We start from the raw sequence: 16,788 nt of genomic DNA, 5'->3' as shown, positions 1-16,788 counted from the left end.
CCTCTGGCCAGCACTGCCCGGCTTTACACCATTCTAAAAACCAGCTGTGGGAGCGTTCCATGTCTTTATCCTTACGTACCTGTGTTCCTTTTTCCCTGGCCCTGTTGTGCACCGGCGTGCTCGCCGAGCCCCAGGCCCTGACTGTCATTTCGTTCGGTGGCGCCACCAAGCAGGCCCAGGACAAGGCCTATTTCCAACCCTTCAATGCAAGCGGTGCAGGACGCATCGTCGCCGGCGAATACAATGGCGAACTGTCGAAGATCAAGGCCATGGTCGATGTGGGCCATGCCACCTGGGATGTGGTCGAGGTGGAGAGTCCGGAACTGTTGCGTGGCTGTGATGCCGGCTTGTTCGAGCGACTGGACAAGGCCAGTTTTGGCGACCAGGCCCAGTTCGTACCGGGGACCTTGACCGAGTGTGGTGTGGCCACCTACGTCTGGTCGATGGTCATGGCCTTCAACAAGGACAAGCTGGCCAAGACCCCGACTTCCTGGGCGGATTTCTGGAACGTCACCGACTTTCCGGGCAAGCGCGGCCTGCGCAAAGGCGCCAAGTACACCCTGGAAATCGCTCTGCTGGCCGATGGTGTCAAGCCAGACGAGCTCTACAAAGTGCTGGGCACCCCCGAGGGCGTGAACCGTGCCTTTGCCAAGCTCGACAAAATCAAGTCAAGCATCCAGTGGTGGGAGGCTGGAGCCCAACCGGCGCAATGGTTGATCGCCGGTGACGTGGTGATGAGTGCCGCCTACAACGGTCGTATCGCCTCCGCGCAAAAAGAAGGTATGAACCTGAGCATCGTCTGGCCCCAGAGCCTGTACGACCCGGAATACTGGGCCGTGGTCAAAGGGTCGCCGAACAAGGCGCTGGCCGAGCGTTTCATCGCGTTTGCCAGTCAACCGCAAGCCCAGAAGGTTTTCTCGGAAAACATCCCTTACGGCCCCGTCCACCGCCAGGCCCTGGCACTGCTGCCGGAGCCAGTACGCCAGCAATTGCCGACGGCCGAAGCCAACTTGGCCAAGGCTCAGTCGGTAGATGCGGAGTTCTGGGTGGACCACGGCGAGGAGTTGGAAGAACACTTCAACGCCTGGGCGGCGCGCTAGCCGCGGCACACTCTCTGTAGCAGCTGCCGAGCCTGCGAGGCTGCGTTCGGCTGCGAAGCAGTCGTGAATCCGGCTGACGCGGTCTGCCTGATGCACCGTAAGTTCTGGTTTTACGACTGCTGCGCAGCCGAACGCAGCCTCGCCCCGGCTCGACAGCTGCTACGGATTAATCAATCAAGCCATCAAGAGCGCCCCACGGAACCTGTGACCGGTAGATTTCCCAGCAAGTTGAGCCCGGTACTCTTCACGAAAGCGTCATAGTCCATCGGTTTCTCGATGCGGGTTTCAGCGTTGGGCAGTACGTAAGCCCAGGCACGCTTGGACGATGCGTCGTAAACCAGTTTGAACAGGCGGGTCGGCACCCAGACCTTGTTGTCGCCGACGGTGCCGTGGCCTGAATCAAAGAGCGGGCCGGTAAAGACAAAGACATTGCCATCGGCTCGTTTGGCAAACTTTCTGACATCGGACTCGACCTTACTCCAGATCTTCCGGTTGTTGGTTGGGTCTTGCGGCACCATGTTCGACAGCGCAAAGGATTGGGCCATTGCATTGGGGTTCGGTGCATCGGCCGCCGGGGATTGATGGCCACGGTCCACGGCCGGATGTTGGCTACGGTAGTCGCTCAACTCTGCCCGCCCACTCTTGGGAATGCGTGGGTCCGGGTAGAACTGGTTGGTGCGCTCCTCCCCTTTGGCATCCTGCAGCTGGGCGGCATTAAGGCGTTCGACCACTACCAGCGGTGTCTTGCTGGTTTGCGAGTACAGCACCGCGAAGTTATCGGAACACAGGGCCAAGGGTTTCATTGTGGCAGGCACAGTGGCCATGTTGATCGGTTTCGCGGCCGGGAACAGATCCGCGCAGCCGTCAAACGATGCCTGTTTCTGTTTGTTTGAATAGAGTTCCAGCGCCGCGCTCTGGCTGATCGAGCCCGAGTGGGAGGTTTGTTGCTGATGCTGGGTGGGCGGCTTGATGAAATCCAGCAGACTGCGGGCTTGTGCCCCGGTCGAGAGCAAAACAAGGGCCGACAGCCCAACTGCAATTTTGCGTAGGTGCATGCTTTAAATCTTCGAATTGGATTGAGGGGTAAACGTACGGCGAGTCCCGATTCACGGAACCAGGTGCAGGCGGTTGCGGATTATATTGCGGTGAGCATGCTTTCACTGTCCTTGATCAAATTGCCGATGCGGATCCGGTCGGCGCCGGGCAGTACGACCGCTGACGGTCGCGCGGGGTGTATTGACCATCACAAGTCACATTAGTGCTGAGCGGCGTACACATTCTACTTGGCCATGCTCGTCGAATGGGCATACCTAAGCGGACTGGTTAACTGACGCGAAACGTTGTGCGTACTCCTTGTAGACAGGCGCGTATGCCGCTTTTCACTTAGCATCCAATAATCATCCATTCATTTTCAGGGAGTGTCTGATGAGCCCGAAAATAGAGCTGTATGGCGCGCCTACCGGCAACAGTCTGAGGGCTGCAATAGCCTTGGAGGAAGCAGGTATCCCCTACACCGCACGAAGACTGAACTTGCAGGCGAATGAGCAACGCGACTTGTCGTACCTGGCGCTTAATCCGGCAGGAAAAGTCCCAACCCTGGTCGACCATTCATCGACACTCCCGCTGGTCATTAACCAATCGAACGCAATCATTCAGTTCGCTGATGCAAAAGCTCCGGGTCGGCTTGCACCTGCGCATCGTGGACCAAAACGCGACCGGGTGTTTGATCGTTATTTCTTTTTCGTAACGGACGTCATCGGGCCCAGTCATGTTGCATTTTCCCTGCGCCAGGCAGGATTTAATGATGCGGCCACAGTTATCGATCAACGCGTCATTGAACAACTCGTCTACGCAGAACGGTTTCTTACCGACGACTTTATGGCCGGAGATCAGTTCTCCATGGCGGACATCTCCGCTTTCACCATTGCGGCATCATTTCGTGATCGGCTGGATTGGGCAGTGCTTTCACGCTTATCACGCTGGTTCGACGCGATCGAAGCCAGGCCCGCCGTACAACGAGGATTGAAAACGTTCCAGAATCACTGAGCGCTACTGCGCAGACCTTATTGTGTGCGCTAAAGATGGGCATGGCTGCTCGCATCCTGCCCGAGGTCTGAGCCCCGGACATGCGAATATCGTATGTATCACAAGAATGGCAGCGTTCTATAAGGGCTCTGCTGTCTGGATAAGCGAGTTCAACACCAGTTTTATTTCAGAGGCTGGATCTTTATGCCCTTGCAGTATCAAACCTTCCGACAAAGCGGTGAAGGTCCTTGCAAGAGCGGCATTCGCCAAAGGAGGCTTCTTGCCTGCATGATTAAATATGATGGTAATCAACTTACCCAAGGCTTCACTATTTTCCTGATGCAGATCGTAGTAATGCGTTGAGAACTCTTCATCACGCAAGGCGATCAGTTGCAACTCAGCATCAAGAATCGCGCAACTGGTATTATTTTTAAGCGTGTCAATATAGGCATTCAATCCATGGGTCAGCTCTTCCGATGAATACCCTGAAGTCAGGGTGACACTCAATCGATCAATCTCAACTCCCTTGAATCTCTGAGTTAACTGCAGAAGCAAGTCCGACTTACTTGTAAAGTTTGAAAAGAAGGCCCCCTTCGAAAAACCGGCTTCCTCGGAAATAGCGTTGACACTGGTGGCGTGAAAACCTTTTCTCACCATAAGGTCAGTGGCGGTATCGAATAACTTATCCCTTGTTATTTGCTGACTTTCTTCTCGACCTAATCTCTTTTTAATCACGCCTTCGGCTCCTTTGGCCAAACAAATCTATTTGTAACTGGATGCAACGGATCTGCCACTCACTGCGCAAACCTGTTTTAACTATCATATCTTATACTAAGCCCTCTTAATCACTTTGCATTTAAACTTTTAAGGAGTGCCATGTAAATGCCATGTATTGGGCCCCGCACGTTCAGGCGCCTTGGTATCCAGCCTGACGCGCGCGCCCTGATGAATCGAGTCAGCGAGGGTGTCTTTTGACTCCCCCCAGAAGGCAGGCGACGGACGGCAAAAATGTCTAGCGATGACCTCAATCCGCCCGATCCCGGTGAATGCCTGCTGTCGACAACGCTCTAAACCACAGGATTTTCGTGTTTCAGGTCGGGTTCAAGGACGTCGACCTTGTGGCGACTGTTAAATACCGCTTGATTTCCAGATACCGAATGGTTTTTACTTGCCGCCGTTGACGCCCCCTGCCTGGTCAAAGCATCGAGCGCGGTGACATCAATCTCAATGCAGTAGCAGGTTACCACCCCACAGGAGCTGGATTTTAATGGAATATGCCTTTGTTACAGGCGCTACAGGCCTGCTCGGCAATAATGTGGTTCATGCGCTTTTAAAGCGAAACATCAAAGTAAAAGCACTGGTCCGCTCCGTCGAAAAAGCCAAGAAGCAGTTCGGCAATCTGCCTGTCGAATTTATCGAAGGCGACATGCTCAATGTCGACGCCTTCAGTCATGCCTTGCAAGGCTGTGATGCCTTGTTTCATACGGCCGCCTATTTCCGCGATAGTTACAAAGGTGGAAAGCACTGGCAGAAACTGTATGACACTAACGTGACCGGTACCGAGCGCCTGTTGCAGGCCGCTTATGCCGCAGGCATTCGTCGTGCAGTCCATACCTCCTCCATTGCCGTCTTGAAGGGCGATAAAGATCAGGTGATCGATGAAACAATGTCTCGCAGTGAATCGGAGGCTGACGATTACTACCTGAGTAAAATATTGTCTGAACAGAAAGTTCAGGAATTCCTGGCGCGGCATCCGGACATGTTCGTCGCCATGGTATTGCCTGGCTGGATGTTTGGCCCTGGGGACATCGGCCCGACCTCATCAGGACAGTTCCTGCTCGACTTTGTCGGACAGAAATTGCCCGGCGTACTGCCTGGAAGTTTTTCCGTTGTCGATGCCAGGGATGTAGCAGAGCATCAACTCGCGGCGATCACACGCGGCCGATCCGGAGAACGCTACCTGGCAGCCGGCAATCACATGGACATGAAAAGCATTTTCCAGGCGCTCTCCAGTGTCAGCGGCGTAAAAGCGCCGGAGCGCAAAGTGCCACTGTTCATGCTGCGTATAATTGCCTTGATCTATGAAGGTTATTACCGAATCACGAAAAAGCCGGTGCTCATCAGCACTTCCACTGTCAAACTCATGGAACAAGAGCAAGGGCGCACCCATTTCAGCCACAACAAAAGCCTGAAAGAATTGCAGTGCAAGTTCCGCCCCGTGACGGAAACATTGACCGATACCCTGGATTGGTATCGGAAAAATAACTACATTGATGCTTAATTGAAACAATTTATATATAGCCTGCCTCTGTAGTACTTTTTTGTCTGACCATAAATTCAAGGATTGAGAGAGGTTGGTAAATGAAAAGCCTTTCATCTAAAGAAGGTTTTCTGCATCGGTTCGTCGGTTTTTCAGAGTCGTTCCCCGAGCACATTGCTATCAGGAACCTGGACGCGGAAGAAGATACCGTCACTTACCGTGAGTTGCGTATAAAGGCTGAAGAGTGCAATGGCGCACTCTCAGCATTAAATGTATTGCCTGGCGACAAAGTAGCGCTCGTTCTACCCAATGGGGTGGAGTTCATCGCTTACTATTTGGCGATCATCGGTCGCGGTGCGGTTCCGGTCATTCTCAACTACAAACTGACGCCATTCGAAATGAACAGCGTCATCAGCATCGCCAGACCGACGCTGGTAGTGACCACCGAAACGCTGTTCGAGCAGCATAGCGAGACATTTCAGCCTGACTACGGCGTTAAGCACTCCTTGGTGTTGAACGCCGCAAGCGAGCCGTCATCGCCCCTGCCCGACAACGCAACAGCGGACTCTCGGCTTCCCCGACAGACCGAGCCCTTGTTACTGCCCGAAGGCAATCCGATTGTCTCGGTACAGTTCACCTACCGGGGCATCGGTAAACCGCTGGCCGTTTCTCACCGCTACCTTGATTTGACGCAATCGAGTGATGGCCTGCATGAGCAGTTTCATCTTCAAGGTGTCGGCTCCGTTCATCTGGTGACGCTGCCGCTGTATGCCATCTTCGGCCTGTCGGTGATGATGGTTTTCCCCTTGAGCGTGGGCGCCACACTGTTAATGACTAACACCCTGCTCAACAGGGATCTGGCAGAAGTCTTGTCCCAGCATAAGGTCACCTTTGCCTGCCTGGTGCCCGACGTCATTCGCTACTTCAATACACGACTGGCCAAACGCAAGGGCGCGTTGTTGCCGTTGCACCCTCACCTGATGATTTATTCGGGTGGCAGTCATTTACCCGCAGACGAAGCCGAGAAGCTGGGAAGGCTGCTGGGGTGCAATCCGGTGCTGCAAGGCTATGGATTGACCGAGAGCATGCCGGTGATTGTCCAGAGCTCGATTGGCAAGGTCCATCGCGGCGCCATGGGACAACCGATCAGAGGCGTAGAACTACGGGTCGTCGATGCCGAAGGGCGGGATGTCGCACCTGGACGCATTGGCGAACTGCTGATTCGCGGTTCGATGGTGATTGACGGCTATAACGATGCAGAGGACGCCAATGCCCGGTTCTTCCGTGATGGTTGGCTACACACGGGTGATCTGGTCTGGCGGGACGACGACGGGCATGTGTTCTTCTATTGCCAACGCCTGCGAATCTCGAAGATCAAAGCGCAAATGGTCGACCTGACTGAAATCGAATCCATTGCCCTGAAGCACCCGGATGTGGTGCGCGCGAAAGCTTACATCGTCCCGGACAACAAGGAGGTCAACGTACTGCACCTGTGCGTTGAAGGGAGCGGCGACCTGACCCAGAGCGCTGTCTCTACCCTGCTCTCGCGCTACCTCTCGGGCTTCAAGTTGCCCAAAACCATCGAGATCATCTCTCTCAAGGAAGAGATTCATGCAAGCTAATGGCACACAACCGGTACTGGCCGTGTTTGACTTTGACGGCACATTGACCGACAGACATACGTTCTGGCGCTACATGCGTTATATCGTGGGAACCCGATCGTTCTGGCTCAGGATCATTCCCCTGCTACCCAAAATGCTCAGTGTAATCGTTGGCATCACGCCATTGATGCAAGCCCGACTGGCATTCATTGCCTGTTATCTGGGCGGTCTGTCCGTTGAGCAAGAGCGCGAGCATGCCAAGTATTTCATCAGCGAGCTGCTACCGCTCTGGCTCAGGCCCGAGGCCCTGCGCCGGCTGCAATGGCATCAGTCCATGGGGCATGTCACTGCGCTGGTCAGCAACTCGCCGGAAAACTACCTGATTCCCTGGGGTCAGGCAGCGGGTTTTGACTATGTCTGCGGCACTCGCCTGGCGACGGCGAAGAACAAACTGACCGGAGGAATATCAGGTACCAACTGTGTTGAGAGAGAGAAAGTCACACGGCTCAAGGGCTGCCTGAGCAACCTTGATGACTTTTACATTTATGCCTACGGGGATTCATCCGGTGACGATGCCCTGCTCGGCATTGCCAACTCTCCCTTCTACAGAAACTGGTACTAACCGATGAACACTCTGAGCACTTTGGCCCCCAAGCACTTCAGCCAACCCGGTCATACCCCGACAGTCATGATCGTAGGCGCCGGCCCGATTGGCCTGTCCCTGGCAATCATGCTGAAGAAGTGGGGCGTCTCTTTTCGCATCATTGAAAAGAATGCCGGTCCCTCGACCGCAACCAAAGCGATGGCCATCCATTCCAGAACCCTGGAAATTTTCCGAGATCTGGGAGTTGCCGATCAGGCCATCAGCGACGGATTCACTATCAACCAGTTTTCGGTGCAATCGAACGCCAAACGGGTGCTGAACTACAACTTCTCCTACCTGGACGCCACCTACCCCCTGCTCCTCAGCCTGCCACAACCGCAGACAGAGAAGATTCTGCTTGAGCGACTGAACAAGTTGGGAGCAGATGTTGAATGGAATACCGAGCTGGTCGATATAGAAAACCAGCCGGGCTCGGTGCAGATGACGCTTCAGCATGCGGACGGCAGCGCCGAGTCCTTTTCCAGCCGCTGGGTGGTCGCGTGCGACGGTGCTCGCAGCAACATCAGAAAACGTCTTGATATGACCTTCGAAGGATCGTCCTACGACCGCTTCTTCATGCTCGCCGATGCCGATATCGAGTGGTCTGGAAGCAAGGACGAAGGCGCTTTCTTCCTGGGTGCACAGGACGGTTATGTCGCGGTCGCGCCGATCAGCGCTCAATCCCGTTATCGACTTTTCATCGAGATGCCCTACAACCTGCCACCAGAAGGTGAGCGCCCTTCCTTGAGCCTGGAGAACTTTCAGCGGTTGTGCGAAGGACGCGGGCAAAAGATGACGTTGTCCAATATTTCATCGACCACCATCGCCTCTTTCCAACATCGCCGCGTGCAGTCGTTGCAGCAAGGCTCTGTGTTTCTGGTAGGCGACTCGGCTCATATCGGCAGCCCGATCGGTGGCCAATGGATGAACCTGGGGGTTTCCGAGGCCTATAACCTGGCGTGGAAAATGGCCTATGTCGATCAGGGCCTGGCTGATCCATCGTTGCTGGAAAGCTACAACGAAGAGCGTTACCCGGTGGCCCTGGAAGTCGAGAACACGGCACATCGACTGACCGGACTGATTACCGTCAAGCATCGCGCCCTCGTTTGGCTGCGCGACAATGTTCTGCCACTGATAAGCAACAGGCGCAAGGTTCAGCGCAAACTGCCGTCGATGATTTCCGGTCATCAGTACCACTACGGCAAGAGTGATTACATCCAGGAATCGCTGACGAAAAAGCAGCGCATGAATTGGGATAAAAAAGGCAAGAAACCTGAATTCCAGACGTCGGTGCCTCGCGCCGGGCAACTGGCACCCGATGTCGAGTTGTGGCAACTGCAAGGTATGCCGCCAAAGCGCTTGATCGACTTGTTCCACGGAACGTTCACGCTGTTGATTTTCAGCGCAGCCGATCAGTTTTCCCCGTTGTTGCCGGGCTATTACTCGCTGGCCGAGTCGGTGGAGAAGGACTACCCGGGCATCAAGGCTTATTGCGTTATTGATGCCCTGAGCAGCGCCGAACTGCCTTCCTGGCACTCGACGTTGCTGGACCCCGATTGGCGGCTGCACAAGCGTTACCATGCCAAAGCGGGCACGTTGATGTTGATTCGTCCTGACGGCTACATCGCTTTCCAGGGAGCCGATGCAATAACGCTCTTCACTTATCTGAACGTAAGATCCGGGCTGCTCAAAGGAGCCAGAAAAACAACATCTTCCGAGATCGACGCAGTGGAACTCCAACTTTAAGTCGCTATATGGCTACTGCCAACCTGGTTCATTGATTCACACAAGGCCCACCCCTGGGCCAAGACTTTTTATTTCTTGTTTGTAGAAAACATATACCGACTTTGGTTAGGAGAACCTCATGCGCTTCCAACTCAACGATGTTGTGCAGGAATTCATCGTGTCCAATGGAAAAATAGCCAACAGCTATTTTTCTCTTTCAGAAAAAATCATTGATTCACTGTGCGAGTCCAATATTGCAAAAGAATCAATATTGATGCGTTTGCTGGAGCAGGCCGAATCCGTCACTGCGCATTACTTCAATGCTCACCAACAAGTCCTCGAGGGTGTTTATGCCAATGGGATTGAAGCCCCCGTCAATAAAAACCTTGCGGTGCTGGAGCCCGTACACTCGAACCCGGTAATACTGGAATCGACACCTGTTGCGGAACAAACACCCGCACTCAACTACGGGCAATGGCTGCGCGCCGAAATAAGTACAGTCACAGGATTCAAAAAAGAACAAATCGACTTCGATCAAAGTTTCGAAAGCCTGGGTATCGACTCTCTCGGCATGGTCGATATTTTCGAATCCCTGGCCCAGCACTTCCCGGAAAAGAAAGAGCTCACCTCGCAGCTCTTTGATGCCCCCACTCCTACCGCTTTGCTGGCGCGGCTTGAAGCCGATCCGCAGGCACCTGCCGTGGATGTCGAAGCATGGGTACTGGAACAACTGGCGAATATCACCGGTTTTACGGTTGACCAGATCGACCAAAAACAAAGCTATGAAAGCCTGGGCCTGGACTCCCTCGTGCAGCTGGACTTCCTGGAGTCGGTCGTCGCATTGTGGCCGCAACTCAAGGCCAACAGCACTGAGCTGGCCAACGCCAAGTATCCGCAGGCAACAATCGCCCTGATTAAAGCCGCCCTGGCCGCCCCCGAGTCGACATCAACACCCGCTACCGAAGTGCAAGCACCTGCCACAACGGACGACCAAGGGCAGGCAAGCAACCTGCTTTTCAACTCCCTGTCACCCCTGATCCCGGACGCGCCACAGTCGATCGACATTGAGACGCCCTTTGCACAGTTAGGGCTCAACGGTTTTGCCCGAGAAGCACTCTGCCAATCAATGGCGCAACAGTGCTCTGCCAGCGAGTTTGCCGGTGAAGCACTGATGTCGCGTCGTACGCCGCAGGACGCCTTGTCGCTTCTGGCACGACTGAGCTGAAGCACTGAGCCGCTGTAAAAAATGGCATGGAATCCGGGTGATCGGACAGATCACCCAGCATTTTGGCAATCAGGAGACAGGGTATGAATGGCGCGGTAACAACAGAGGGCGACTTTTGCTTCAGCGCGATGGCCGGCGAGTTTCCCGGGGCACCGTCAACGGATGCGCTTTGGCATTTGCTGACGCAAGGACAGATAGCACCTATCAATTCGATGCTGACACGCTGGGAACTGGATAAGGCGTCAATCTATTCAGCAAAGGCAGGTGAAAAGGATCGCGTTTACCTGGACAGCGCTTTTTGCCTGACCGATGACGCATCAACCCCTTCACGGCATGAAGGACGGCAAGTCGCCATCGGTAAGAAAGTACTGCAGACACTCCTCGCCCAGCTTGCCGGACAAGGCTCGACTCTGATCAAAGAACGCACCGCATTGGTGGTCGCAACATCCTGGAGTGACGAGAGTTATTTCGTCACCGGCATGTCCGGAAAAACCGAAGCACCACAGGGCTACACGCCGGGTGAACAAGTGGCTGAACTGGCGGCGGCTTTTGCCTTCGGTGGCCCGGCGTTATCGGTCGACACCGCCTGTAGTTCGTTCCCCTATGCAATCGACATGGCTCAGGCCCTGGTCAATAGCGGACAGGCGGATAACGCGATTGTCATGGCACTGAACACCGTGCTGCCACCGGCGCTGTTTCTGGGCTTCTCGCAGTTGACCGCCTTTTCCGCCCGGGCCCAAATGCAGGCGTTCGGCCAGGACGCTGACGGCATTGTGCCGGGCGAATGTGCAGTCGCCTTTTTGGTCGAACCTGTATCGCAGGCCCTGATTGCGCAGCGCCGTCCCCTGGGTGTTTTACGGGCATTGGGAATGTCCGCCGATGGCGCCGAAGGTTCAGTGTTTGCACCTGGCAAACAGGCCCAGTACACGGCTTACCAGCGTGCCTATATCGGTCTTGATCCCAATGACGTGGACTACATCGAAACCCATGGCACCGGTACTCCGCTGGGTGATGCGACAGAGCTGGACTCGCTGAACAGCTTCTTCGCCCCCCACTGCACAGACGGCAAAAAAATCACCATCGGTTCAATCAAGTCTGTCATTGGCCACCCACTGGCCGCTGCTGGAGGCGCTTCGCTCGCCAAGGCGCTGATGATCTTGCGCCACAAAGGGATTCCACCTCAGCCCGACTACCGTACCAGCGCAAAAGTCGACGAGACCAGCCTGCGACTGGCCACAAAGCAGATACAGCCCCTCGCGGACCGGCAGTCGGCGATCCGCATAGGCATATCCAGCTTCGGTTTTGGCGGCGCCAATGCGCATCTGGTAGTGGATGAATATATTCCCGACAACCGCCCTGTCGCCCCTCACGCCAACCCCGGCGTGTTAATGCTGGACCTTGCGATTGTCGAGGCTGAAGCAGCGATCGGCAGTCACGGCTCGTTGCAGTCATTCAAGCAACAGCTCGATCGGCCGGCAGCGCCATCAGTCAGTTTCCCTTATGGGCGTTTCGTTGATTACTCCCCTGCCCCAGGTCAGCCGTTACTGGGCCAATTCCTGGCGCAGGATCGCGTCATTGATATCGACGGTTTCGGCATGGGTCCCAAACCTCTGGCCCATGTCGATCCGTTCAAGCTGTTGATCACCGATCGCGTCAATCATTTGCTGCGACGCCTGCCGGGTGTGGCCGGCTCACCCGGCACGGCGATGGTCATGTGCTGCAACATGGGCGGGGAACGCTTCAGCAATGCGTACAGCAGCGCTCACAGCTTCTACTCCCAAGCTCAAGGCACGCCACCGGGCGTGGAGGTAGCGGACGTGGCAACCATGTTGCCGAACATGTTGTCCGGCTACCCGACGCAAATTTTTGACTTCAAGGGTTTCCATCAAACACTGGTCGGCACCCCGGGTCTGTTCTGGCAAACCTTGCTGGCATCGCAGCAATGGTTCAAGAACGGCATAACCACGCTGTTGCTCGGTGCAGGGCGCTTTATCAGCGGTGAAATCGAGATCGAGCGCGCCCGACATTCAGCGACGGTGCAAGGCGAAGGACTGGGGCTGATTGCGCTGCGTCCGTATCAACCAGACGCCAGCGACAAACCTGTACTGGTGATCCGCGCGGCGGTTCTCGCCCATGCCGCGAACTCGCTGGAAGAGGCTTGCCAACTGCTGGGCAAAGAGCGGAGTCAATACCAGAACATTGAAGTCTGCGAGCTGCAACCTGACGCGACTCATGCCAGTGGATCTCTGCAAGAGATTACCGGTTTCCTGGCTGAAGCCAGTGGCATCGAAACCCTGTTGGCGGTGATGTTGAGTGCATCGGCTCACACGGTGATCGAGGTTCGCGAAGCCGGCAAGGCAGTGATGTGGTTGTTTACTGAAAAGCTTCGGGAATGGAGCACGGCGGCCGAACCCGCTCCTGCCATCAAGCATCCCTTTACCCTGCGTTTTGCTCACTCGGCCCACCATGAACTGCAGCCGGTGATCCCGCCTGCCCGTCCTGTCAGCCTTGTCCGCGAACCACAAAACGACGGCGTCGATGTGTTGCAACTCAGCGACATGCTGACCAACACCCTGCTCTCAGGGTTGCGTGTCCGGGTTCGCGCCATGGAGAGTCTTTTCGCCCTGCACCGTGGCACTGAAGCCCAGCGCCCGGCGCACTGGCAACGTTGCCCGGAAAACGTCGTAATCACCAACGTCCAGCGCGGCCCCCAGTCACTGCGTGCCCAGCTCGTGGTGAATGAAGCGCACCCTTATTTCTTCGATCACCCTCTTGATCACATCCCCGGCATTTTATTGCTTGAGGGCGTGTTGCAATTGATTGAACTTGCCATGCCGCCACTGAGTGGACGGGTCGCCTATGTCAAAACCCTGAATATCAAGTTCCAGCAATACGTACAAAAGCAGGGTGTGATCGATCTGCATCTGGAACAGGGTAAAGACCCGCATGTGTTCAATGCCAAGGTGATGCAAGCCGGAAAGCTGATGTGCACCTGCGTCCTTGGGATGGCCTACAGCTCGGCGTTCGAGAAATCGCCCGCCGGCGAGTTCACGGCCACTCGCTGCCGCGACAAGGCCTTGCTGCACAAGGCCAGGGAAGAAAACGTCATCGTCAGTGACATGAGCGGCATCGCTCAGGGCTTGAGCGTGGACACGCTCAAACTGCCGGATGAGCACTTCTTCCAGGAGGGCGACCCCGAGCACCATTCGATGGTGTATTTCCTCGAAGTTGCCCGCCAGTGCTACATGCAGATTGCCCACAGCCATCTGCGGATTCCACTCAACACCCCGATGAACCTGCTGGCCTTGAGTTTCACCCTGGATCGGCCAATCCCCAGGAACAGTCCGCTGTCATTGGCACCGCAAGCCGGTTTTGACGCACAGCAGCCGTTCAAAACCAACCGCATCTATATCGACCTGTTCAACCGGGGCGAAAAAATCGGTCAAGCCAGCATTACAGCTCAAGTGCTGAGTCAATCCGCACCCGCGGCCTGAGGCACTCAATTGATCCCACTCTCCCGCATGACCGTGCCCCCAACAATCAAGGTGTCGCCGTGAACGATGTCAAAGTGCAAGTCATAGTCAAATCGCCGCGTGCTGAAATCTGGAATATCTGGAGCAATTTTTCAGAAGCGCCGCTATGGGATACCGACGTTCGCCAGTGTGAGCTCAATGGCCCGTTTCAACCTGGAACACGAGGCAAATGCGTCCTCAAAAATGGCCTGAATATGCCGCTGAAACTGGAAGCAGTGAAGCTGCATGAAAGCTATCGGAACACGGCAAGACTGCTTTGGATCGACCTTGAGTTCGATCACCAGATGCGCAGACTTTCCCCGAATGAAACCCAGGTCATCCATAGCGCGAAGATCTCTGGCCCCTTGAGTTTTTTATACCGCGGGCTGCTACGCAAAATGCTGACCGCGGCAATGACCACGGCACTGCGCAACCTGTGCACGCTGGCTGAACAACGAGCGAACGCCATCAGTACCCCAGGGCTCGAAAAACCTGGAAAGCATTTGCACCGTGTATGAAATATCCCGGGAGGGAGCGTGTTGAACGCTCGCTCCCTAACACCCCCCGCTTACTTATCGATAACGGCACACTTCGGACCGAGCATGAACCTATTTAAAAAACCTCAGTATCTCGTGATGGGCGTCATTGGCATGGGCCTTATTGCCCCTGAGTCCAGTTCCGCCGACACGCTCGGCCCCTATGTCAGTGTCATGGGTGGTCTGAACTGGGTGGCTCCGCAGGACCTTAACCAGAACAACCTCGACTTTGTCGAAATGGAATTCAACCAACCGTTACACTCCGGCTACGCCACCGGACTGGCACTGGGCTGGCGATTCCCCATCGGGCTCAGACCTGAAGTGGAACTCAGCTACCGCAAAAACACCCTGACCCAATTCAATAACCGGGTCTATGAAGGCGGCGGGAGCATCGACGGTAAAGGCGAAGAGGAAGCCACCAGCGTCATGGCCAACCTCTGGTATGACGTCTTGAACCTGCCAGCACCCTTCAGTCGGTTCACCCCTTACATCGGCGGCGGCCTGGGTTACACCACGCTGTCGGTCAGTGGCCTGGAAGCCGGCGGCGTCCAGTTCGGCGGCACTCATCGCGACACTGTATCGGCCTATCAACTCGGCGCCGGGGTAGGTTACGAACTCACCGAACAATGGTCCATGTCCCTGGATTATCGATACCTCAAGACTCGCGATGCGCACTTCGGTGACATTCAGGGCCTGCCCCAAGGCGATGTGCGTACTGACTACAGCGCCCAGTCATTAATGCTCGGCCTGCATTATTGGTTCTAAGGGGTTAAACAGATCGGCGCCTTGCGAGGCGTCGCTACGGCAAGCCGGTGAAATGCTTCGGCGCAGAGGCTCACCGGCTGATCAACTTACTGACGACCACCCGTTCAAAAATCGATCAAGGCACAAATGAGTTCCTCACTTGATGCCTTGATTCGATACTTGACCCTCTGCCTACCTATACTTCACAAGCGCAGGAATCACATCGCCGCAGCCGCTTTTTCAATCAGCCGGGCTACCGGCTCCGGGTTTGAAACCATCACGACATGGGAAGCCCCTTTAACGACTTTCACCACCTTGGCCTCGGCTCGCTTGGCCATGAATTCCATGGCCTGCGGTGGAATGTTCTTGTCCTTGTCGCCATAGATGTACCAGGACGGAATGTGCTTCCAGGCGGGCGTACCTGACTGTTCGTTCAGCGCCGCTTCGGTGACCGGGCGCTGAGTCGCCGCCATCAATGCCGCCTGCGCGGTGGGGACGTCAGCGGCGAACTGATCGTGAAACTTGTCCTGCTGGATGTACAAATCCTTGCCGCCATCAGCCAGTGCGACAGGCGCTGCGAGGGTTGGGCCGAGGGTACTCCCCGGGAATTTTCCGGCTAGCCCGGCGACCGTTTCGCCCGCCTCGGGCGCGAAGGCGGCGACGTAAACAAGTGCCTTTACATTGGCATGGTCGTTGGCCGCTTCGCTGATGACGTTGCCACCGTAGGAGTGGCCGACCAGCACAACAGGCGACTTGATGCCATCGAGCAACGCAGAAACAGCAGCGCCATCGCTCTTCACACTGCGCAATGGATTGGCGGCGGCCACAACAGGGTATCCATCTTTTTCGAGGATCTTCACCACGCCATTCCAACTCGAAGCATCGGCAAAGGCGCCGTGCACCAGAACAACAGTAGGCTTTTCAGTTTGCGCCGACGCGTTGGCGCCGATGATCAGGCTAACGGTGCAGGCCAGAGCGGCCATTACTTTTTTCATTGGAAACTCCTTGGGTGGTTGAACTATTGAACGATGTCTCGATGGAGTTCATTTGACGCCGAACGGGTATCCCGGATGTGTCACCAACCGCCCATAAAAGCAACAGTCTGTATCGGCATGCGGCCTGGATACACAGAGATACATTTGCGTCAGAAGTGGTGGAACTTGGTAACCATAAAAAGAGACCGAAGTTTCTTTTTTTCAATCTTCACGAACTTCAACGAAAGCCAATAGAACAATAACTTTAGCGGAAACGAGACTCACACTACTCCACCCCCATTGAAACCGAAGAGATTTCTTTTATTCCTGAAGCAGAAATACTCTGAAATTATTTCTCCCGATAAATGCACTTATTATCTGCTACCGCACCACACCTCATTGGACAGTTATTATTTTAGCGCACTTTAACATTCACACTTTCT

The 16,788-nt window shown here is 55.2% G+C and carries 13 protein-coding genes; 10 read left to right on the top strand and 3 right to left on the bottom strand.

Going from position 1 to position 16,788, the window contains the following annotated elements; genetic code table 11:
* The first annotated feature begins 59 nt into the window (after window positions 1-59).
* Window positions 60-1,100 (top strand): ABC transporter substrate-binding protein, encoded by a 1,041-nt coding sequence (locus F475_RS25005; protein ID WP_111454953.1) that lies wholly within the window; start codon window positions 60-62, stop codon window positions 1,098-1,100.
* A gap of 182 nt (window positions 1,101-1,282) precedes the next feature.
* Here F475_RS25005 and F475_RS24995 read toward each other — a convergent pair whose 3' ends face one another.
* Entirely contained in the window at window positions 1,283-2,155 is an 873-nt protein-coding gene (locus tag F475_RS24995; protein ID WP_018927953.1) for a DNA/RNA non-specific endonuclease, read from the bottom strand.
* Window positions 2,156-2,525: 370 nt separating this feature from the next.
* Here F475_RS24995 and F475_RS24990 point away from each other — a divergent pair, with 370 nt between their 5' ends.
* Window positions 2,526-3,146 carry a glutathione S-transferase family protein gene (locus F475_RS24990; RefSeq protein ID WP_111454951.1) on the top strand — a complete coding sequence of 207 codons (621 nt, stop codon included), beginning with the start codon at window positions 2,526-2,528 and terminating at the stop codon, window positions 3,144-3,146.
* A 117-nt stretch (window positions 3,147-3,263) separates the two neighbouring features.
* Here F475_RS24990 and F475_RS24985 read toward each other — a convergent pair whose 3' ends face one another.
* A complete protein-coding gene (locus F475_RS24985; protein WP_018927951.1) occupies window positions 3,264-3,860 on the bottom strand; it encodes a TetR/AcrR family transcriptional regulator in 597 nt (198 codons plus the stop codon).
* A 532-nt stretch (window positions 3,861-4,392) separates the two neighbouring features.
* Between F475_RS24985 and F475_RS24980 the strand changes: the two genes are divergently transcribed.
* From F475_RS24980 to F475_RS24945, 8 genes are all read left to right on the top strand, one after another.
* Window positions 4,393-5,406, top strand: a complete 1,014-nt coding sequence (locus F475_RS24980) for an SDR family oxidoreductase (RefSeq protein ID WP_111454949.1) — start codon at window positions 4,393-4,395, stop codon at window positions 5,404-5,406.
* An 80-nt stretch (window positions 5,407-5,486) separates the two neighbouring features.
* Window positions 5,487-7,007 (top strand): class I adenylate-forming enzyme family protein, encoded by a 1,521-nt coding sequence (locus F475_RS24975; protein ID WP_064617441.1) that lies wholly within the window; start codon window positions 5,487-5,489, stop codon window positions 7,005-7,007.
* Window positions 6,997-7,608: an HAD-IB family hydrolase gene (locus F475_RS24970; protein ID WP_018927948.1), complete on the top strand. Its 612-nt coding sequence runs from the start codon at window positions 6,997-6,999 to the stop codon at window positions 7,606-7,608. Before F475_RS24975 ends, F475_RS24970 begins: the two co-directional genes overlap by 11 nt.
* Before the next feature lie 3 nt (window positions 7,609-7,611).
* Window positions 7,612-9,375 (top strand): FAD-dependent monooxygenase, encoded by a 1,764-nt coding sequence (locus F475_RS24965; protein ID WP_111454948.1) that lies wholly within the window; start codon window positions 7,612-7,614, stop codon window positions 9,373-9,375.
* A gap of 118 nt (window positions 9,376-9,493) precedes the next feature.
* Complete coding sequence (locus tag F475_RS24960; protein WP_018927946.1) at window positions 9,494-10,579, top strand: acyl carrier protein; 1,086 nt, start codon at window positions 9,494-9,496, stop codon at window positions 10,577-10,579.
* Window positions 10,580-10,662: 83 nt separating this feature from the next.
* Window positions 10,663-14,073 (top strand): beta-ketoacyl synthase N-terminal-like domain-containing protein, encoded by a 3,411-nt coding sequence (locus tag F475_RS24955; protein ID WP_111454947.1) that lies wholly within the window; start codon window positions 10,663-10,665, stop codon window positions 14,071-14,073.
* A 59-nt stretch (window positions 14,074-14,132) separates the two neighbouring features.
* On the top strand, window positions 14,133-14,609 hold the full coding sequence (locus F475_RS24950) for a polyketide cyclase (RefSeq protein WP_019578642.1): 477 nt from the start codon (window positions 14,133-14,135) through the stop codon (window positions 14,607-14,609).
* 84 nt (window positions 14,610-14,693) lie between these two features.
* The gene (locus F475_RS24945) at window positions 14,694-15,392 is read left to right on the top strand and encodes an outer membrane protein (protein ID WP_111454946.1); all 699 of its coding nucleotides are present in this window, start codon (window positions 14,694-14,696) and stop codon (window positions 15,390-15,392) included.
* 197 nt (window positions 15,393-15,589) lie between these two features.
* Here F475_RS24945 and F475_RS24940 read toward each other — a convergent pair whose 3' ends face one another.
* A complete protein-coding gene (locus tag F475_RS24940) occupies window positions 15,590-16,366 on the bottom strand; it encodes an alpha/beta fold hydrolase (RefSeq protein ID WP_018927942.1) in 777 nt (258 codons plus the stop codon).
* Between the last annotated feature and the right edge of the window lie 422 nt (window positions 16,367-16,788).

The sequence above is a fragment of the Pseudomonas sp. URMO17WK12:I6 genome (genome assembly GCF_003253625.1).
In the GTDB taxonomy this organism is placed as follows: Bacteria; Pseudomonadota; Gammaproteobacteria; order Pseudomonadales; family Pseudomonadaceae; genus Aquipseudomonas.
Note: the sequence above shows the minus strand (reverse complement) of the source record. Positions and strands in the feature narration are given on the sequence as shown.

What these genes read in the sequence shown, in the direction of transcription:
- F475_RS24965 (WP_111454948.1), top strand. Translation starts at nt 7,612, where the DNA reads ATGAACACTCTGAGCACTTTGGCCCCCAAGCACTTCAGCCAACCCGGT.
- F475_RS24980 (WP_111454949.1), top strand. Translation starts at nt 4,393, where the DNA reads ATGGAATATGCCTTTGTTACAGGCGCTACAGGCCTGCTCGGCAATAAT.
- F475_RS24970 (WP_018927948.1), top strand. Translation starts at nt 6,997, where the DNA reads ATGCAAGCTAATGGCACACAACCGGTACTGGCCGTGTTTGACTTTGAC.
- F475_RS24975 (WP_064617441.1), top strand. Translation starts at nt 5,487, where the DNA reads ATGAAAAGCCTTTCATCTAAAGAAGGTTTTCTGCATCGGTTCGTCGGT.
- F475_RS24945 (WP_111454946.1), top strand. Translation starts at nt 14,694, where the DNA reads ATGAACCTATTTAAAAAACCTCAGTATCTCGTGATGGGCGTCATTGGC.
- F475_RS24990 (WP_111454951.1), top strand. Translation starts at nt 2,526, where the DNA reads ATGAGCCCGAAAATAGAGCTGTATGGCGCGCCTACCGGCAACAGTCTG.
- F475_RS24995 (WP_018927953.1), bottom strand. Translation starts at nt 2,155, where the DNA reads ATGCACCTACGCAAAATTGCAGTTGGGCTGTCGGCCCTTGTTTTGCTC.
- F475_RS24960 (WP_018927946.1), top strand. Translation starts at nt 9,494, where the DNA reads ATGCGCTTCCAACTCAACGATGTTGTGCAGGAATTCATCGTGTCCAAT.
- F475_RS25005 (WP_111454953.1), top strand. Translation starts at nt 60, where the DNA reads ATGTCTTTATCCTTACGTACCTGTGTTCCTTTTTCCCTGGCCCTGTTG.
- F475_RS24955 (WP_111454947.1), top strand. Translation starts at nt 10,663, where the DNA reads ATGAATGGCGCGGTAACAACAGAGGGCGACTTTTGCTTCAGCGCGATG.
- F475_RS24940 (WP_018927942.1), bottom strand. Translation starts at nt 16,366, where the DNA reads ATGAAAAAAGTAATGGCCGCTCTGGCCTGCACCGTTAGCCTGATCATC.